The organism is Vibrio sp. 10N.261.46.A3 (assembly GCF_041472995.1).
GTDB classification, from domain to species: Bacteria; Pseudomonadota; Gammaproteobacteria; order Enterobacterales; family Vibrionaceae; genus Vibrio; species Vibrio coralliirubri.
In genome coordinates this window covers 194,056-213,989 of the sequence record NZ_JBFRRH010000021.1, presented here as the reverse complement: position 1 = coordinate 213,989, position 19,934 = coordinate 194,056, and the positions used below count along the sequence as shown (strand labels likewise).

The 19,934-nt window shown below is 46.1% G+C and carries 12 protein-coding genes; 6 read left to right on the top strand and 6 right to left on the bottom strand.

Features of this window, described 5'->3' with window-relative positions; translation table 11 throughout:
• Positions 1-136: 136 nt before the first annotated feature.
• A complete protein-coding gene (locus AB4484_RS05885; RefSeq protein WP_372076926.1) occupies positions 137-1,234 on the bottom strand; it encodes an alpha/beta hydrolase in 1,098 nt (365 codons plus the stop codon).
• Positions 1,235-1,512: 278 nt separating this feature from the next.
• Between AB4484_RS05885 and AB4484_RS05880 the strand changes: the two genes are divergently transcribed.
• The 5 genes from AB4484_RS05880 (at position 1,513) to AB4484_RS05860 (ending at position 8,586) form a co-directional block, all read left to right on the top strand.
• Positions 1,513-2,217, top strand: coding sequence for a response regulator (locus AB4484_RS05880; protein WP_372076923.1), 705 nt, complete (start codon positions 1,513-1,515; stop codon positions 2,215-2,217).
• Between the two features lie 36 nt (positions 2,218-2,253).
• On the top strand, positions 2,254-3,573 hold the full coding sequence (locus AB4484_RS05875; protein ID WP_372076920.1) for a sensor histidine kinase: 1,320 nt from the start codon (positions 2,254-2,256) through the stop codon (positions 3,571-3,573).
• Positions 3,574-3,673: 100 nt separating this feature from the next.
• On the top strand, positions 3,674-3,949 hold the full coding sequence (locus tag AB4484_RS05870) for a hypothetical protein (RefSeq protein ID WP_017065177.1): 276 nt from the start codon (positions 3,674-3,676) through the stop codon (positions 3,947-3,949).
• Between the two features lie 550 nt (positions 3,950-4,499).
• A complete protein-coding gene (locus tag AB4484_RS05865; RefSeq protein ID WP_372076917.1) occupies positions 4,500-6,869 on the top strand; it encodes a M4 family metallopeptidase in 2,370 nt (789 codons plus the stop codon).
• A 160-nt stretch (positions 6,870-7,029) separates the two neighbouring features.
• On the top strand, positions 7,030-8,586 hold the full coding sequence (locus tag AB4484_RS05860; protein ID WP_372076914.1) for a M28 family metallopeptidase: 1,557 nt from the start codon (positions 7,030-7,032) through the stop codon (positions 8,584-8,586).
• A gap of 143 nt (positions 8,587-8,729) precedes the next feature.
• On the opposite strand, the gene lhgO is transcribed toward AB4484_RS05860, so the two are convergent.
• The 4 genes from lhgO to AB4484_RS05840 form a co-directional block, all read right to left on the bottom strand.
• A complete protein-coding gene (gene lhgO / locus AB4484_RS05855) occupies positions 8,730-9,944 on the bottom strand; it encodes an L-2-hydroxyglutarate oxidase (protein WP_372076911.1) in 1,215 nt (404 codons plus the stop codon).
• A 26-nt stretch (positions 9,945-9,970) separates the two neighbouring features.
• Positions 9,971-12,148, bottom strand: a complete 2,178-nt coding sequence (locus AB4484_RS05850) for a TRAP transporter permease (protein WP_372076907.1) — start codon at positions 12,146-12,148, stop codon at positions 9,971-9,973.
• A 181-nt stretch (positions 12,149-12,329) separates the two neighbouring features.
• Entirely contained in the window at positions 12,330-13,343 is a 1,014-nt protein-coding gene (locus tag AB4484_RS05845) for a TAXI family TRAP transporter solute-binding subunit (RefSeq protein ID WP_050632668.1), read from the bottom strand.
• 320 nt (positions 13,344-13,663) lie between these two features.
• Complete coding sequence (locus AB4484_RS05840; protein ID WP_372076903.1) at positions 13,664-15,004, bottom strand: sigma-54-dependent transcriptional regulator; 1,341 nt, start codon at positions 15,002-15,004, stop codon at positions 13,664-13,666.
• A 231-nt stretch (positions 15,005-15,235) separates the two neighbouring features.
• Between AB4484_RS05840 and AB4484_RS05835 the strand changes: the two genes are divergently transcribed.
• Positions 15,236-17,299 carry an ATP-binding protein gene (locus AB4484_RS05835; protein WP_372076900.1) on the top strand — a complete coding sequence of 688 codons (2,064 nt, stop codon included), beginning with the start codon at positions 15,236-15,238 and terminating at the stop codon, positions 17,297-17,299.
• A 118-nt stretch (positions 17,300-17,417) separates the two neighbouring features.
• Here the strand turns inward: AB4484_RS05835 and AB4484_RS05830 are convergent, their stop codons facing one another.
• Positions 17,418-19,868 carry a family 20 glycosylhydrolase gene (locus tag AB4484_RS05830; protein ID WP_372076898.1) on the bottom strand — a complete coding sequence of 817 codons (2,451 nt, stop codon included), beginning with the start codon at positions 19,866-19,868 and terminating at the stop codon, positions 17,418-17,420.
• Between the last annotated feature and the right edge of the window lie 66 nt (positions 19,869-19,934).

The window sequence follows — 19,934 nt, the reverse complement described above, 5'->3', positions numbered from 1 at the left end:
ACATCCATGTTTTCTCGTTGAATTCATGAGCATTACAAGCGGTACCGCCTTCAATTCCAGAACAAAAAAAGGCTGGTGATGACAAAGCACAACCAACCTTTCAACATACACACCTAATTTTTAATGCGAGCCTAAGCTACTCAATGCGTGTGATGAAACCGTATTTATCTGACTCAGCCTTAGTCACCCAGTGTTCGCCAGAAGCCGGAGCAGAATCCAACGTGAAGATATAGAAGTCGATTCCTTTGTCTCCCATTACCTTTTTAAAGTAGGTCGCTTGCTTGCGATGGCTTTCGTTCGTGTATGGGAAGTCTTTGGCTGTTTTATCATCTTCAGCCCAACTGTGCACACCAACCTGCTTATTAAGCTCAATGGCTTTATTGGTATCTGCTCGTTGCAAAACTCGTGGGTTACCCGCAGCGAAAAGATCCGTGCCGCCAGAGAACACCGACCCCATAGGCGTTACGATCGTCGTCATGTTGTTACTGTGGATCATGCGCCCGGTGTACATATTGATATCATCGTCAGCGCTGCCACCAATATGATTGGTAAACTTCAATGTCATCTCGCTGCCTTGATACAATTTCACGATATCAAAAAGCTGAGAATAGGTTGATGCACCCAGAGTCGACCGAATTCGATCAACAGCGCCAGTCTCGTTGAGCACATCACGGTAAAAAGCGTTGAAAGCAAACGAGGTGGTTATCGTTACCTTGTTCCCACTCTTAGTTTTACTCAGAATGGTAGACCCAAGGCTAGTCACGTATTGAACCAGTTCATTGTGATACTCAAGCTCGACGGGTTTATGAGTATTCGTTGTCGTGTTAACTAACGTGGTGTCATTCCCGACAGAGCGTTGAGACGCACCACAATCAAATGAATCAAAAAACTTACCCTCACTGTAAATCGCACAATCGTCAACCCCTGCATCAGGGAGGTACAGATCCACACTTTGACCTAAACTATCCGCAAGCCTAACCACTTTTTGCTTATCACTAATATCTTCCGCAAACAGAACGGTTTCATACTGCACACCGTCGTAATCAAGCTTTATGGCCTCTTGAACCTCTTGTCGCTCTTTATACAACTCACCCAGTTTCGCTGATGAAAATACGTAATCAGCTTGAGGTTTTGTTTGCGCTTTAGTCGCCGCTTTACCTGAGTTGGAGCTTGAATTACAGCCCGCTAACAGAATTAAAGGTAACGCCAGTAATGCTTTTCTATAGTCGTTCATACAGTTATTCCCAAAATGTTTGATGGGAAAATTCTATTATTTAAAGACCAAAACATCTGCCGTACGAATGTATGAGAATGTATATCGTTTTGAACATTGTTTTTTATTTTCACACAAATCCAAAAACATCATTGAACTAGCGTGCAAAGTGTTTAATCATTCATGTCAGGTATTTTACGTAAGGCCTGTAAATTGGGTATGCCACAATAACTAGATACTCAAAAAGGCTCCTTCACGTAATCTCAATAAATGAAACACACGATAAGGCTGAGAATGGAATGACAAAACCTAAAATGACCATCGTAGAAGACGATTTGAAACTTCAGCGAATGCTAAAGGATTACTTTGTTACGCAGGACTTTGATGTTTCCACACTCGATGATGGCAGTGATGCCGCGCAAACCATCCTTGCCGAACAGCCTGATATCGTGTTGTTGGATTTAATGCTCCCTGTAACCGATGGACTGACAATATGCCGACAGACGCGCACCCTCTTTAAAGGTAAGATTTTAATGCTCACCGCCAGCGATGATGATTTCGACCACGTTGCAGGCTTAGAGACAGGCGCTGATGACTATGTCACCAAGCCAATCAAACCAAGAGTTCTGCTGGCCAGAGTTCGTTCACTATTACGCCGCCAAGACACCAATACAGCTTCAGTCGATGACTCAGACAACCTTCAGTTTGATCAACTGGTTCTGAAAAACACCTATAAGAAGTGTGAACTTTCAGGTGCCGTTTTATCACTAACTGACAGCGAATTTGACCTGTTGTGGTTATTAGCGAGTAACCCTGATACTCCGCTATCACGTGACTATTTGACACAAACGCTACGTGGTATTGAGTACGACGGAATCGATCGAACGATTGATAATAAAATAGTGCGCCTAAGAAAGATTCTTGGCGACGACCACACACCAGCAGAGAAAATTCAGACCATTCGCGGGAAGGGTTACTTATTTGTTTCGACCGCCTGGCGTTAACCTCGCTCAATACGAGCGTAATAAAAGAGAGCGATTATGCGACGTATCTTTTTGGAGTCCTTAATAGGGCTGTTAGTTTGCTTTATGGCCGGCCTTGTCGCCTACGAGATTAGCGTCTATCAGCTCAATACCGACTACGAATACGTACTGGAAGATTACGAAGCGGCTGCCCACCAGCAATTGATCGAGAATATCGCTAAGAACCAAGGTCTTGAAGCGGCTCATCAAGCGATAAACCAGTTTGTAGAAACCACACGAAATAAATTGGTTACATTCAGCCCAGACGATGAAATACCTAGCCCCGTTTCAGAGTTCTTCAGTACGAACCCGAATACCTTTGTTTTTCACGATGATGAACGGGACCTATGGTTTCGCTTAGCAAGCAGTGACAATACCTATCACTACCTCCCCAACAGTGAAGCGTTCGTTAGGCAAAAAATCGAGTTGGAGGATGACCTCATTTGGTTATTCTTTTTAGCGAGCTTTATCTTATATGGGTTATGTCATCTATTTATCATCTTCCGCCGAGTTAAAAAGCTTGAGGCTGCCACTCTGCGTTTTGCTGAAGGGGACCTCTCGACACGAGCCGAGACTTCAAGTGGTATTGCGATTGGTTCACTGAACAAATCCTTCAACCTAATGGCCGACCGAATTCATCGCTTAGTAGAAAGTAATCGCTCACTCACTAATGCTGTCGCTCATGAACTGCGCACGCCAATATTCCGTATTCAGTGGCAAGCTGAAATGTTGAAAGACACCCAGCTAAACGCAGAGCAAGAGAGCACGATTGAGAGTATTGTCGAAGACACGGAAGAGATGGAAAAGATGGTCGATGAACTATTGTATTACGCCAAACTCGATAGCACTGACCTAGAAAACTTACAAAAACCATTAGAGATACGAGACTTTCTCGACCACGCAATGACGCGTTGGAATAAAGACACTCAGCTCAGCATCGACCTATCACTGCCAGAGCAACCTAGCTCGATAATGGCGGATGAAACGCTACTCAACCGAGCACTAGATAACCTAGTACGTAACGCAATGAAATTCGCACGTTCGCAGGTGTCGATTGAAGCAAGCGTGCATCAAGATAAGCTACATATCGCGGTACATGATGATGGTGATGGCGTGGCAAAGGAGCATCAAGCTCGCCTGTTTGAACCGTTTTACGTTGGCGACAAAGCGCGTAACAAAGCCAAGAGCGGCCATGGTTTAGGGCTTTCTATCGTCGAAAAGATCTGTGCTCAACATAGCGCGACCGTAGAGGTTGGTCAGAGCCAAACCTTAAAGGGGGCGGTATTCACCATATCCATTCAGCTATGTAATGATTCCGCAGACAAACCCATACAGTAACTACAAAACACCTCTGGAATAATGTTCAACATCGGTCGGGCGATACTGTCTCCCAATGAACCTATTGAATCTAAATTCCAATCTTTCTTAAGGTGTTTGTATGAAAAAATTATTAGTTGTTTTAGGCATTGTTTCTCTAGCGGGTTGTTCTGGTATTAGCCACAACGAAGAAGTTTACACAGCGCACGCGGAAAGCTTCAACATTGTCGGTTTCCAAGTTCCAGGTAACACTCAAGACCGCGCAATGGAGTTAGTACCTGAAGGTGCAACCGTTGATACGATTCGCTCAACAAACTCTGATACGAGCTCTGTTCTGGGTATCATCAACCGTATTATTGGTATCGACTACGTTCAAGTTGGCGGTAAAAAGCAATAATTCGCTTTAGTTACTTGCACACGCAAGTTACACACCTCACCTTCAATCAGTACTAAGTACATCTAAGCCAGTGGCCTCGTCACTGGCTTTTTTCATCCAGCAGATTTTGTTCTCTGTGCCAAAGAAGTGCCCTATTCACCTTCCCTCTTTTAACTAACAATTCGAAAAATAAGCCGAAAATTCTTCGATTTCTTATCAAAATTGCCCCTAAATTCGCTAAATGGCCTTCTGCTTAAAGTGACACTTTCAAATCGTTGATCCTTCTATCAACCCAGAATCCGTTAATTGAGGCACAGATCAATTTACGCGAAAATCTTAATTTCTAAGAGAAATTAACACTTAATAAAAGTGTCATGATTTTATAAATAAAACATATAGGTGCGTTCAAAAATAAACAGAAACGATAACTATCTGTAAATACGAGAAATATAAGTTTCATGAATAAAAGGGATCATTGCCATGCTACTAATTAATCAGATCGAATGATGTAAATTCACCGTGATAATTTTGTTACGTTTTCTTGGATTTTACATGGAAAGAGAAAACAACAATGAAAATAAGAAAGCGTTTAGTTGCCGTTGCTATAGCCAGTGCTATGTCTTTGTCAGTGCATGCAAGTGAATCCGTTCAAATCGATCAGCCGATCAACTTTACTAACTTCTCTGGGTTAAACGCTCAGTTAGGAGTCAGTAACGCCTCTAGCTTCAAGATGGTGAAAGAAGTAAACCTCAAAAAGCGTGGTATCTATAAAGTTAAGATCCAGCAGAACATCTGGGGTACCCCGGTATGGGGGCATTACCTAAATGCCACCCAAAGTGCGCAAGGTGGGGCGTTAAAGTCGGTTCAAGGGAGCTACCTTAAAACAACGACCTTAGAACGATCTTTTGTTAAGCCATCAATCAACAGCGCTCAAGCGGTTGAACTCGCAAGTAAAGATCTAAAGACTCAAGGCTTAACCAGCAAGTCTCTAGACAACGTTCAACATCAGCTATTTATCTATCAAGGCTCTGTGAAGCAAGGCATCGGACAACAAAGCGTAGATAAAACACGACTAGTGTACGTTGTCTCTTACCTAGTAGAAGGCAGTGAACAGCCGACTCGACCGTTCACCATGCTAGACGCGCACACAGGCGAAGTCATCGACCGCTGGGAAGGTATTGCCCATGCTCAGATCGGTACTGGCCCTGGCGGCAACGAAAAAACCGGCATGTACGAATACGGCACCGACTACCACTACCTTGATGTTCAAGAAGTGGGCACAGAGTGTGTAATGGAGTCTGAAAATGTCGTTACCGTTGACCTTAATGGCGCGACCGACGGCGACACCACTTACAGCTATGAATGTCCTCGTAACGAATATAAAGCCGTGAACGGCGCGTTCTCGCCACTCAACGATGCCCATTACTTCGGTAACATTGTGTTCGACATGTATAAAAACTGGTTCGACACAGCGCCACTCTCTTTCAAACTCATGATGCGTGTTCACTACGGTGAAAACTACGAGAATGCTTTTTGGGATGGCAGAGCCATGACCTTTGGCGATGGTGAAAGCTTCTTTTACCCGCTTGTTAGCCTAGATGTATCAGCCCATGAAGTGAGCCACGGTTTCACTGAGCAAAACTCAGGTTTGGTTTACGCGAACCAATCCGGAGGTATGAACGAAGCTTTCTCTGATATGGCAGGTGAAGCCGCAGAATACTACATGAAAGGCACCAACGACTGGATGGTCGGGCGCAATATCTTTAAAGGCGAAGGTGCGCTGCGTTACATGGACGATCCATCACGCGATGGCTCTTCAATCAACAATGCATCTGAGTACTACGATGGCTTAAACGTGCACTACAGCTCTGGCGTGTTCAACAAGGCGTTCTACCATCTTGCAACCACACAAGGTTGGGACACCAAGAAAGCGTTCGAACTGTTCGTGCTAGCCAACCAGATCTACTGGTCTGAAAACAGTGACTTTTGGCAGGGCGCTTGTGGCGTGAAAAACTCTGCAACCGACCTTGGCTACAGTGCTGATGATGTTGTTTCTGCGTTCAACTTAGTGGGCGTGTCACCGTGTGGCGAACCACCACTTCCACCAGAACCGGAATACCAACGCCTTGAAAATGGTGTTGAAGCCGCAGTTGCTGGTGAAACAGGTTCGAAAACTTACTTTGATATCGAAGTACCATCAGGTCAAGAGAAGCTGACGATTGATCTTGCTGTGTCTTCGGGTGACCCAGATCTTTATGTCGGCCTAGATTATGCGCCAAGCTCTCAAGAGAATATCTGTAAGAGCGAAACCGTGACCGATGAAGTGTGTGTGATTGAAAACCCAACTGCAGGTCGTTACACCGTTAACGTTTTAGGCTACTCAGATTACGCAGGTGCAAATCTGACAGCGTCGTACGAATCTGGCAGCGCTAACGTGCCGCCCGTCTCTTCTTTCGAACACACTATTGTCGGTAAAGAAGTCGAGCTACGCAGCACAAGTTCAGACAGCGATGGTCAAATCGTCTCTTACCAATGGAACTTAGGCGATGGCAACACGCAAACAGGTGAAGTAACTCGTTATACCTATGCTGAAGCTGGCGACTACGTGGTTACCCTAACCGTGACTGACGATGCAGGCGTTGCAACATCAACCAGCAAGTCGATCACGATTGAAGGTGACTCAGCAGAAGGCTTCCCATTAAAACTGAAGTTTGGTAACAAAAACCCGAACGGCAAAGCTCGCGTTAAGCTGGCATGGGATTACGAGACCAACGACTACTTCGTGATTAAGCGCAATGGCAAGAATGTTGGTGCAACAGACTTCAACTCATACGTCGACAAGTTCCGTCACAACGGCACCGTAGATGTGGAGTACCAAGTGTGTACCTCAAGCGATATCTGTTCAGAAACCAAGCATTATCGTTTCATTAAAACTCAATAATCGAAAGTAGATTCAGGGCTCCTTATGGGAGCCCTTTTCGCGATTGAGCTACTTGGCTTCTTGGTTAATGAGCTAATGAAACGCCTACATGAAAAAACCACGCATTACACAAAATTCACACCCATCAACATAACAATACTCACCATAAAAAGGACGACAAATGGCTATTCAAAAAAGCATGCTAGCTTTGGCAGTGCTCGGAGGCTCTTTAGCCTTAATCAACAGTACTGCGGCTTACGCATCCCTAGGCATCACACCACCAGCGAACGAAGAGGTTTGGATCACCACAGATGCGGACGCACAACATATTATGGCTCAGCATGGCGCGACGGTTTACCCAAGCGTGACTGGAAACAAGCATTCCATCGTCGCGAAAATCAACCAGAAAGAGCTCGCGAAACTATCCAGCCACATGCATGAAGAAACTCACCGTTGTGGTGGCTACATGGTGCACGAAGACAAAGCAAGCGCACTCAAAGCCGCAGCAATGCCACTGACAATGAGCACGTTCGAAAAGCCGGTGATCAGCCATCAAGATACGGTGAATGACCTACTCGCTCAGGTCGAGCCAAACAACATGGTCACAACCATCGAAAATCTAACCAACTTCACCAACCGTTTTTATACGACTTCTACTGGTGTCGCTGCTTCAGATTGGCTTTTAGAACGTTGGGAAACAGAAATTAAAGATGTGCCGTATGCGTCTGCACGCCAAATCACACATACTGAATATCCGCAAAAATCTGTTGAAGTGACACTGCTTGGCGCTAAATATCCTGAAGAGATCGTGGTGGTTGGCGGCCATCTTGATTCAACGGTAGGTTCTTGGACAAGCGAAGGCACCATCTCACCGGGAGCTGATGATGATGCTTCTGGCATTGCAACGGTAACAGAGTCGCTTCGCCTGATGATCGCCAGCGGTATTCAACCAGACAAGACCATTAAGTTCTATGGCTATGCGGCAGAAGAAGTAGGGCTGCGCGGCTCACAAGATGTCGCTAATGCATTAAGAGACGAGCAAGCCAACGTTGTGTCGGTATTGCAATTAGACATGACCAACTACAACGGTTCGGCGCACGATATCACTTTCATCACAGACTACACCGACAGCAACCTCACCGCCTACTTAAGCGAGCTAATCGACACTTACGCGAGCGACATCAGTTACGGTTTTGATGATTGCGGCTATGCCTGTTCTGATCACGCCTCTTGGCACAATGTTGGCTACCCAGCCGCCATGCCATTCGAGAGCATGTTCAATGATTACAACCCAAGTATTCACACTGAGCACGACACGCTTGAGAACTCAGATCCAACGGCGACACACGCGACCAAGTTCGCCAAACTGGCGATTGCTTACCTTGTCGAAACCAGCCTTGATTCGCCCGTTGCAGGCCCTAAAGAGCTGCAAAATGACGTGCCTGTTGAAGGACTTACTGCAGGATATGGTGAAGAGCAATTTTTCACATTTACCACGGAAAGTGCAGGTCAGTTAACCGTAACCTTGACCGGCCCTCGTAGTGGCGATGCCGACTTGTATGTGAAACACAACGGCACCGTATCAAAAGCGAACTACGACTGCCGTCCATACCAGAACAGCAGCAACGAACAGTGTGTATTGAACAAACCTGCGGGTGAATTCAGCATCATGGTGCGCGGTTACCGTAACTTTAGCGATGTCACTATCGTCGCTAACTTCGTCCCTGATTGGCTGTAAGATTAGTTAATTGACTAACAGTTAAACCGAGTAGACACGGCTAAAACTAAAAATCCGCAAGCCCATGATCATAAATAGATAGGAGCTTGCGGATTTTTTATTGTCTTCGGAGAGCATCTCAGCTTAATGACCCTTAGTTATCATCAAGCCGTCTTTTTTATTACCTTGCCACAGATGTACTCACCAATCGGCATTGCAGAAGTCGCAGCCGGTGATGGCGCGTTACATACATGCAAGCTTCTTGGGCTTTCAGCAAACAGAAAATCATGAACCAAGGTACCATCTTTGAGTACTGCTTGAGCACGAATGCCTGCTGGGTATGGTTTGAAATCTGACACCGTAATGCTCGGGCAATATTTGTTCACTAACTTTAGATAACCCGGTTTCCACCACGAGTTCTTAAACTCAACCAAACCGGTTTTAAGGTGATTCGCAGTCACTTTCCAAAAACCCGCAAAGCTCAGCATCTGCCAAGTGTCTTTGAAGCTAAAGTTAAGCTTGCCATAACCCTCTCGCTTCCAACCTTGAACCGCATTTGGCCCAACAGTCACCGAGCCATCAATCATGCGCGTTAAATGCACGCCCAAGAAAGGCAGCTCTGGGTCTGGGATCGGATAAATAAGGTGATTCACCACTTGGTTGTGCTTAGCGTCCAACCGATAATACTCACCGCGATAAGGCACGATTTGGAAGTCGGTTTCGATGTCTAACATCTTGGTCATTCTATCGGCCATCAAGCCAGAACACGTGATCAAGAATCGGCTATTGAGTTGAAGAGTCTGACCATCGACTTTGCACGTCAACTGCACCTCATCTTCCTGCTCATCGGCCATGATCACTTCCGTACCAAGGCTAAGCTTGCCACCCGCCTCAACAAACTCTTGAGCCATCACTTCGGTGACTTTTTTGTAGTCGACGATACTGGTGGTTTTGACATAAATCGCACCCAACCCCGTGATGTTTGGCTCGGCAAGTTTGAGTTGAGCTTGATCCAACAAATCGACATCAATATCGTTATCGTGGCAACGCTGATAGAGCGCATTCATTCGCTCGACTTCTTGCTCATTGGTCGCGACCAACAACTTACCGCAGTTTTCGACGGGGATATCGTGTTGGCTACAAAAGGCAATGGTGCGCTCTACACCACGTTTACAAAAATCGGCCTTTAAACTGCCCGGAGCGTAGTAAACACCAGCATGAATCACCCCGCTATTATGGCCAGTTTGGTGCTGCGCAAAACCACGTTCCTTCTCGACTAAAAGGATACTTTTATCAGGGTGAGCTTGCTGTAATTGCCATGCCGTCGACACGCCAACAATGCCGCCACCAACGATAATATAGTCGTATATTGAGTTCATAATATTCCTACATTCAGTCCTTTTAATTATAGGGAAGACGCGACAGTGTCAGACTCGGTTTGAGGCAAAGATACTTGCTCGTCTTCCGATTCCTTTTTCACTTGGTTGATGTCGTATTTACGACCGCTGTAGATGAAGATGCTCACAAATAGAGCCACACAAACCAAGCGAATCACAATTGACACATCAGGCCAAACCAAAGCGACACCCAGTGCAATCAACACGACACGAAGAGCGAGATTGATTTCACTTTCTAAGTAACCTTCAATCGCTGCGATAAACGCATACGTACCGATAATAGCAAAGCCACCCGTAACCAAAACGGAGGTCACATCCCAACTTACCAAGTTGGTGTAAGCAATCAGCAATGGCACCAAATACAAGCCTTTGGCTATCTTCCATGCCATTAAGCCAGTTCTCATCGGTGGGGTTTTCGCAATGGTCGCAGCTGCAAACGCCGTTAAACAAACAGGTGGCGTCACGTTGCTGTCTTGCGATAGCCAGAAAATAATCAAGTGGGCAGAAAGCAGTGCAAGGCTGATCGCTTCCAAGCCTAGGCTTTGCTCAAGCAAGGTTTCCACAAAATCAGCAGGGACTAACGCAATCATCTCTTTGGCTGTTTCGAGTGCCATTGGCGCGTTCAGTAAATCAAGCTTATCTGGCGCAGCCAACATGAAGATAGCTTTCGCCTGTTCAGGTAACTGTCCCGAAACCAACAAGTCGAGTAGCTGGCTTTCAGCAATCAGTTTGTACAAGGCTGGAGCAGACAGAGTGCCCAACACGATATAAGCCGCGGTTACTGGTAAGCCCATACCCAAAATCAAAGACGCCAGCGCGATCAAGGCGATCATCACCAACAAGTCGCCGTTCGCCCAGCTGTTGATCATCAATGAGAAGGTGTTACCAATGCCCGTGGTGCTGATCACGTTGATAACTAATCCAATACCCACCAACAACACCGCCGTGGTCGCCATGTTTTTCGCACCTTGAGAAAGCGCTTCAATGATCGCCTTTGGTCCCATTTTGTGATTTTTAGAAAACCATGAAGCCACTACGACAGACAGAATCGAAATACCCGCTGCGTAAGTCGGTGTGAAGCCCTTCACCAACAGAGTCACCAACACCGCTAGTGGGATCAGGTTGTGCCAGCCCGACAGCAATACCTTCAATAGAGGTTCACAGCCAGAAGTGACTTTTTGCACGCCACTACGTTTTGCTTCAATACGTACGAAAAATGCCACAGACAAAAAGTAGATAAGCGCAGGTAAGAAAGAAACCGCAATGATGTCGACATAAGGGATCTGCGTGTAAGACGCCATGATAAACGCACCCGCACCCATCACTGGTGGCATCAACTGCCCGCCCGTCGATGCTGCCGCTTCAACACCTGCTGCGAAGCGCGAAGGGAAACCAGCTTTTTGCATCAGAGGAATACTGATAACGCCCGTCGATACGGTATTTGCCACGCTAGAACCAGACACTGACCCCATTAAGCCTGAGCCAATTACCGCGATGAAGCCGGGGCCACCAATCACTTTTCCAGCTGCTGCGCGAGACACATCAATGATGTAATCACCGACACCCGAACGCACTAAGAATGCGCCAAATAAGATGAACATGAATACAAAGGTCCAGCTGATTCTTGAGATAGAACCAAACATCCCTTCTGATGAGTAAAAGCTTCGATAAAGCAGTGTTTCAAGGCTCAAACCTGGGAAATGGAAGATGCCGCTGGTCCATTGCCCCCACAGCACCACATAGCTCAAACACACCAAGATAAGCACCGGAATAAACCAACCCATAGTGCGACGAATCAGCTCAATAACAATGGCAATTGCCAAGATAGAGAAGAACCAATCACTGGCGATAAACTTCACGCCTCGCTCATAAAGTGCATCTTCTGCAAAAGGAATGTAAATAAGACAAGCCAGAGCCGCCAAGGCGATCCCGATATCGACAGCCAAAGCAATTTTGCTTCTTTTCAATGAGATATGGGCGGGATACCAAAGCGCACAAATGATCGCGAAACCGGCGAAGTGGGTCGCTGAGATCCAAAGCTCTGGCAAGGTAGATAAGGTGTTAAACCAAATGTGTAATAGAGAAAGTATCACTCCCATTGTTGTTATCGCTTTGCCGACCCACGGAAAATCCGTTCGGGTCGGCAGTTCAAATTTTTTCAGTTCCTGCTGCAGCGAATCGCTCATAGAAAACTCCTGCTCTCCACAGCAAACGCGCAGAGAAAATCCATAAAGTGAGGAGGTGCACGAACACATTCCTGAGCGAACGTGCACCAAGCAATTAAGTCACGAAGGGGTTAGTTGATGGCAAACTGTTAGTTCACAGACCAATAGCTCATAAACCAATAGTTACCTGACAACAGATAAGCTAGTTAACGATCAACTCAGAAGGGATATCGATGCCCACTTCTTGGTAGTAACGTGCTGCGCCCGGGTGAAGTGGAACAGGCAGACCTGCGATCCCTTTCTCGAGTGCCATTGCTTTGGTTGCTTTGTGGATACCTTGTAGGAAAGGTAGGTTTTCATAGATAGCTTTGGTCAGCTGATACACGTCTTCTTCAGAAATGTCTTCACGAACCGCTAGGAAATTGGGTTGAGCGATAGTGGTGATCGGCTTATCAACACCAGGGTAAGTGTTTGCCGGGATCTCGTACTTGGTCCAGATATTGTAATCGCCGTTCGCTTGTTTGATTTGCGCATCGGTAAATGACAGGATTTGAATATCTTCACCCAAGGCTGCAAACGCTTGAGTTACCGCGCCAACAGGCACGCCAGCGGGTGTATTCATACCATCGATGGTGCCATTTTGTAGTGCGCTGGCACTGCCGCCGTAACCCATAAAGGCAAGTTTAAATTGTTCTGGGTTAACCGACAGGCCTTGCATGATCTGGCGTCCTGAATTCTCTGTGCCTGAGTTCTTCTTGCCGATAGAGAATTTTTTGCCGTTTAGATTTTCTAAATCACTCATGGTGCCCGTTTCTGTCAGATCAGAGCGCACTATAAAGTGTTCCACGTTCTGCCAAAGCATAGAGACTGAACGTAGTTGTTTTTGGCTGCCTGACTTCTCATATGGACCTAGCCCTTGCCACGCCCATGCACCATAAAGACCTTGTAGAATGGCAAACTGTGCTTCGTTCTCATTGAGAAGTTTCACGTTCTCGCCCGATCCTGCAGAACTGATCGCCGCCAAAGAAAAGTGCTGCTTTGGCGCAAGCTTAACTTTGCTCAATGTCGCTAAAGCCACACCCACTGGATAGTAAGTACCGCCCGTTGAAGCCGTCGCTAAAATGTAGCTGCGATCTTCTTGAGCTGAGGCGTTACTGATAAAGCCAATAGAGGCCATTGCGATTGCTAAAGTTTTAACTAGCTTGTTGTATTTCATTGTTACTCTCCATGTAGAGTTATTCACGTTATATTTTTGTTAACAACAATTGCTAGATAGCAAGCGCAATGCCAATTTTTAAATATTTGTTTTAATTAAATTTTATTTTAAAAACCACTTAAGGTGAGCCATTTATTGCTTATTTAGTCGCTATTGGATGAGCTAATTTTTGCTTATCCAAAGCAAGCTTTAACATCTATTTAAAGATAGCTGAGTCACACTGCGTCATATTTATGTGATCAATATTTATAAAGTAACAAATATGAGGTGAGCCATTTTTTGCTCATTGATTTATACAGTTCCTCTCATCTCGTCATCACTTACGAATCGACATAATCGCTTCGGTTCAACGCATAGCGCACCATTTTTTGATTCAATGTTCGTCGGGGTAAATCCAAGTCTTGCATCACATCATTGATGCGCCCTTGATAACGCACTAGCGCATCGTGAATGACCTTCCTTTCAAAGCTTTGTACCTGAACCGCCAATGGAATGCCTGACGTTGTGGACTCTGTGACAGAGTTAGGTCGACACGCTAAAATATCGCCAACAGTCAGGCTTTCATCCAAGGCAAAACGAATCGCCACGTTACGCAATTCACGCACATTGCCCGGCCATGCATAAGACAACAAGGCATAGCGATCAGCCTCACTGGCGATTCGTGTTTCGGGATTGGCTTCCTGGGTGAAGTGTTCAAACAAAAGTAAGGCATCTTCTTCACGCTCACAGAGTGGAGGTAAATGCAGCTGTGCAACGTTCAAACGATAGAAAAGATCTTGGCGAAAATCAGGATGATTTAGCAGATCGCTTTTCGAGGCAGACACAACTCGCAGGTCGACGTTTTGTTGCTGATTACCGCCGACGCGTTCCACGATATTATCTTGCAGAGTACGCAGCACTTTGACTTGCATTGACAGCGGCATGCTTTCAATTTCATCAAGGAACACGGTGCCTTTGTCGGCAAATTCAAGCTTACCAATACGCCTCCTAGCAGCGCCAGTAAAGGCACCAGCTTCGTGTCCAAACAGCTCGCTTTCAAACAAGTTTTCAGGAATCGCACCACAGTTGAGCGGCACAAACGGATGGGCTTTACGTTGGCTGAATTCATGTAAGCAAGAGGCGACTAGCTCCTTACCACAGCCGGTTTCACCATAGATAATCACGTTGGTGTCTATTGAAGCCACTTTCTGTATTTGCTCTCGCAGTTCACACATCACTTTACTGCGACCGATCAACACCTGTTCAATGCCTTTCAAATTATCTAGATAACTTTGGCGACTGATTCTATCTTGGCCACTTTGATGTTTGTCGACGGCTTCAGATACCGTTTGAGACAAACGCTCTGGATCGAATGGCTTCTCAATGAAGTCATAGGCACCTTGCTGTAAGGCCTTGACGGCCATGTCGACATCGCCATGTCCAGTAATCAAAATAACAGGCACCTCTGGCACAAGACATTTGAAACGCCCTAGCAGTTCAACACCATCAATATCAGGTAAACGAACATCGGTGATAATGGTCTGAAAATCACCCTGCTCTACGGCATTTAACGCATCTTGCCCTACTTCAAATGCGGTGACATCGAAGCCCGCCAGCTGCAACCATTGGCTGGTTGCTTGACGCACAATCGCGTCATCTTCAATTAAAGCAATACGCTGCATAGTTTGGTTCCGCCGCTCTACATCTGATTAATGTCGTCCACGGTATGTAAAAAAACCGCAGACGAAAAGGAGCTAGCTCCCACTTTGAATAACACTCCTTTAACAGTTTTATAATGTTTGTTAGCTTCGATTTGTCCCACACTTCACCTTCCAAGTCGTGAAGCAGCGAAGCTTCGCATCTCGCTGATTTCAAAGAGACAAGCTACTAATTTTAAAAGGATTTAATCAAGAATGGTTAGTAACAATCGATATTGGTTATTCCTGTGTGCTTGTTTATTGATTGGTTTAGTGCAGGTAACCACCAAGAATGGAATCAGCCAATGGAAGCTTGAACAAGCGCAACGTTATGCGGAACAACGCTTTCTTGGATACATTGCTGAAGCAAGGCGCACGCTTAAACGTTTCTATTATTTGCCCTATCTGGTGACCAACGATGAGACCAGTGTCCGTTTCATTGATGGTGAACAACAACTCGAAAAACGTATCAAGAAGCAGCTGATTCAATTGGACAAAGCTGCCAACACTAAGGGCTGGTATCTGCTTTCTGGTAACGGTGAACTGTTGGTTTCTAGCGTAGAAAGAAGCAAGCTGAGCAAAAAGAACGCCAGCACAATCGTGTCTAAGATCCACCAGCAAGGTGGGGCGATTTCGGTGGTGACAAAAAACAAAGGCGTAACGCCCGATTATTTTATTGCCGCGCCCGTTTATCGAGCCTCTGATGTGGTGGGTATTGTTGCGGTACAAATCGATTTATCGTTGTTGACCGATCAATGGTTTGCCGATGGTGAAGCGATACTGTTCCAAAACCCTCGCGATCAGTTCTTTCTATCCAGCGATCACCGATTGAGTGCCGATTGGTTTAATGACACCTTCAATTCACAGCCAAGCACCACGAAGCGCGAACTGTATGATCAAACCCACATTCGAGTATGGCGACTGCAAGGCAAAGATTACCTGATTCAGTCCATCAAGTTGGACGATCTGAATTGGCGTTTAACCTATCTAACACCATTAACCAACCTTAATCAGACCACCAATTGGATCAGTTGGAGCGTTGCTGTTGGCTGTCTTTTCATTCTGTTACTGTTGGTGATTCTTTACCAAAGACGCCAGAAAAAGCTCAGCAATCTGAGAATCCAAAAGCTTATCGAGGAATCTGAGAAACGACTGTCTGGGATGATCAACAAAACCCATGTTGGGTTAATACTGATCGATAAACACGGACGCATTCACGATATCAACCTGATGGCGAAGAACTACTTTTCCCTATCTGATTCAATGATCAATAACATCAAGGCATGGCAGTTATTTGAGGCAGGGAACCCGAATTCAACCACCTTGCAGCTGCTCAAGAACTTAGAGCAACACCAAGAACTGGCCGAGATAACCAGCGTCGAAACCATGGCAAGACGCAGCGATGGCAGTTACTTCCCTGTTTTGTTCTCTATCAGTGCCTTTCCTTGGCATGCAACGACTTACTACCTGTGTACCGTAATCGATATCAGCAAACGTAAGAAAGCCGAAATTGCTGTACAAAACGCCAATAAAACGCTGCAGCTGCGAGTCGAAGAGAGAACTCAAGACCTAAAAGATGCACAACAAGAACTGGTCGAATCAAGCAAACTGGCCGCTCTAGGACGTATGTCGAGCGCAATTACTCATGAGTTAAATCAACCGCTTACTGGTCTAAAAACCCTGCTTTCAAGTAATCAATTGCTGATGGAAAGAGGCGAGACTAAGATGCTGAAAGCGAACATGGATCTCGTGATGAGCCTCATCGACCGAATGGCTAACATGACTAGCCAATTGAAGTCATTCGCCTTTCAAAGACTAGAAAAGCCATATCCAGTTTCACTCACCGAAGCACTGCAAGAAACCCTGCGTATTCACCAAGCAGAGTTAGACAGCGTCGATATCCGCGTGCGTGTCGCCTCGAATATTTCGATGGTGATGGGAGAAGAGGCTAGACTGCGCCAAGTGCTTGGTAACCTGCTTAGAAACGCCATCGATGCTACTCTGAATCAAACACCCGCGACCATTGTTATCAGTGCACATGCCGATCAACAACGTGTAATTATCAAGGTGCAAGATAACGGCTGCGGTGTATCAGAAGACCAACTCGAAACCATTTTCGAACCCTTCCACACCAACAAAAAAATGGGCGAAGGCTTGGGGCTAGGATTAGCCATCACAGCAAATAACGTGCGTGATATGCAAGGCACCTTAATAGCGAAGAACAATTCAGACCAAGGCATGACATTTACGTTAACACTGAAAAATGTCGATAGTGAGTAATCACTCATATAACTTAAACACCACATTTCATTTGAGTGCTACAACTAAAAAACCGCCCACAGAGGGCGGTTTTGATTCACTTATTGGCGTGTGACTTATCAGTTCATCAGTTAAAGACTTACTCAACCAACTGCTTCAAGAGTAGCTCTGTTGGGCGAACAATCGCGATGATCGATTCGTCGTAGATTTTCGCCGAATCAGACAGTATCGCTTGATAGGCATTCACGTCTGCTGCTCTTACTTTCTCGCCTGCTTGTGCTTTCGCAATCAAGGTTAGCGCCAAGTCTGCGACTTCAACGGTTTTCTCAGCAACCACCACGGTATCTACTGAAGACACGTTACCAGCGAAGATTGTCTCTGCCGCAAGTGCAGCCGATTTAGCTTGCTGATAATGCCCTGCAAGTTGCTTAAGTGCTTGTTGATTGCCAGTCGCCACGTCATTGACCAAGTCTTGCATCTCATACACGGCGTAGCTTTCCACAGGCAGCGCATCAACGAAGCGGTTTAAGCGCTCGTATTGGCTGTATAAAGTGCCCTTAGGTTCCGTAGAGTTCCACTTCTCCCAGTTACGTGCATAGTACTGTGCTGGCTCAGTGTATTTTGCTAGCACGCGCAGGTCGTGAATATCTTGGCCTTTGGCGATGCGTTTTAGCAACATGTCGGCATCCGCATGATGGCGTAGGCCTACCGATACTTCAGACCATGTATCCATCGCCTTCATGCGCTTGTACATGCTGCGCTCGTCAGTCAATTCCGCATCAGACCAGAAACGCTCTGCAATCGCATAGCTGCGCGGCCATAGGTAGTTTTCTACCGTGAGGCTGTCTTTGTTCTCTAGCCACATGGTGATCTCGCCACCTAGGATAAGTTCTTTTTCTTTATCGGTTAGCTCCGCAGGGTAACCACCATTTGGTTCAGGAATCACGCTGCCTTCAACATCACTGCTCGCCATCACTTCGCCTGTGGTTGGCCAGCGCACGTTACCTATCAACTGGTAGCTGCCTTCAGCAAACCCATTTGGATTCAGATTCAAGTTGAATTCAGTGTACGACATGAAGTTATCGAAGTGACCGACAAAGGTTTTACCCGGCACATAATCAAGGATGAAGATCTCTTCGCGAGACTTACCGTTGTAATCACTGAATGCGCGGAAAGTGCCGTCCTTAGCTTCAATGATAGTCAGCGTTCCCTTACGTGGGCCGCCTTTTGAACGTGGCTTCTCCCATTGATACGTCACGAACTTTTCGCCACTGTGCAGCTTATCGTCAACCGTGATGCCGCTTGGCATTGGATCATTGCGATAATGGTAACTAGTCGGCTGAGGTTGATCGAGGTAGTAACCGGTAGAAAGAATACCTGGGTAGCCCTCTTTTGCCGCACGGCCAATGCTGTCATGCCCTTGCCAGCTTTGAATCACGATCGAAGTTGGCAGATCTTTATGCCAAATCTCATCCCAACCCGTCATCTTCTTACCGCGCTCTTCGAGCATCTTCTCAACTTTTACATTGAGGTAAGACTGCAGGCCACGCTCACCATCTATATTATTCTCTTCAATGAACTGTTGGTGCTTTTCGCTGTTTTTCCACTGCGCATAGTTCGGCTCATCGCCACCGATGTGGAAATACTCGTCTGGGAACAGCTCGGTCACTTCATCAAATACGTCGCCCAGCATTTCATAGAGCTCTGGATTCAATGGGTCCATTAATGGTTCAAACACGCCCCAACCACGCTCTTGCTCATAGCTTTGGCCTTCACCACCCGACATTAGGCGCGGGTAAGCATAAGCAACAGCAGAAGAATGCCCCGGCAGCGACACCTCTGGAATCACACGAATACCGAGGTTACGCGCGTATTCCACTAAGTAACGAACTTGGTCTTTGGTGTAGTAGTTACCATCAGCGGTTTCAGACCACAAACGCGGCCAAGATTCCGTTTGAATACGAATGCCTTGGTCGTCCCAGAAGTGCCAATGGAAAACGTTCATCTTCGCCGATGCCATCGCGTCTAACTGACGAATCAGCACATCGAATTCGATAAAGTGACGTGAGGTATCGTAAGAAACACCACGCCAGCGGAAGCGAGGCTCATCGACAATCGTGACAGCAGGAATGTGGTAGCCTGTCGCTGTCGTTTCAACGAGCTGCAAAAGGGTTTCGATGCCGTGAATCGTGCCGTATGGACTTGGTGAACTCAGCGTGATTTGTTCGCCCTGAGTGGTAATTTTGTAGGACTCTACAGAGTCGATGTTTTGTACTTCAGATTTTGGCGCCGCGTCGATATCAATGATCAAGTTCGCTTGGTCTGCGCTATCAACCTGCCAGTTTAAAATCGGCACACCCGTCTGGCGCTCAAGGCGATCAATAAAGCGTTTCGCCGTGTATTCAACACGGTCAGAGTTAAAGCCTTTGATGTAAACCTTGAAGTTACCGTCGACATTAACTTGCCCAGCTTTCAGCTCGACTGTTTGCGGGTACGGCATTAAATTTAGATCGGTATTTGGAGCCATTGCTAACGCCATTGGGGACACTACTGAACCTGAAATCAATAGGGATAATATAGTTTTTTTCATTATTAGTTTTCCTATATAACGGGCGTTCTGTTTTGTTTATCGGAGGCAATTCACAAAACAGAACCA

Coding starts and splice junctions, on each gene's coding strand:
- AB4484_RS05885 (WP_372076926.1), bottom strand. CDS start 1,234: ATGAACGACTATAGAAAAGCATTACTGGCGTTACCTTTAATTCTGTTA.
- AB4484_RS05880 (WP_372076923.1), top strand. CDS start 1,513: ATGACAAAACCTAAAATGACCATCGTAGAAGACGATTTGAAACTTCAG.
- AB4484_RS05875 (WP_372076920.1), top strand. CDS start 2,254: ATGCGACGTATCTTTTTGGAGTCCTTAATAGGGCTGTTAGTTTGCTTT.
- AB4484_RS05870 (WP_017065177.1), top strand. CDS start 3,674: ATGAAAAAATTATTAGTTGTTTTAGGCATTGTTTCTCTAGCGGGTTGT.
- AB4484_RS05865 (WP_372076917.1), top strand. CDS start 4,500: ATGAAAATAAGAAAGCGTTTAGTTGCCGTTGCTATAGCCAGTGCTATG.
- AB4484_RS05860 (WP_372076914.1), top strand. CDS start 7,030: ATGGCTATTCAAAAAAGCATGCTAGCTTTGGCAGTGCTCGGAGGCTCT.
- lhgO (WP_372076911.1), bottom strand. CDS start 9,944: ATGAACTCAATATACGACTATATTATCGTTGGTGGCGGCATTGTTGGC.
- AB4484_RS05850 (WP_372076907.1), bottom strand. CDS start 12,148: ATGAGCGATTCGCTGCAGCAGGAACTGAAAAAATTTGAACTGCCGACC.
- AB4484_RS05845 (WP_050632668.1), bottom strand. CDS start 13,343: ATGAAATACAACAAGCTAGTTAAAACTTTAGCAATCGCAATGGCCTCT.
- AB4484_RS05840 (WP_372076903.1), bottom strand. CDS start 15,004: ATGCAGCGTATTGCTTTAATTGAAGATGACGCGATTGTGCGTCAAGCA.
- AB4484_RS05835 (WP_372076900.1), top strand. CDS start 15,236: ATGGTTAGTAACAATCGATATTGGTTATTCCTGTGTGCTTGTTTATTG.
- AB4484_RS05830 (WP_372076898.1), bottom strand. CDS start 19,868: ATGAAAAAAACTATATTATCCCTATTGATTTCAGGTTCAGTAGTGTCC.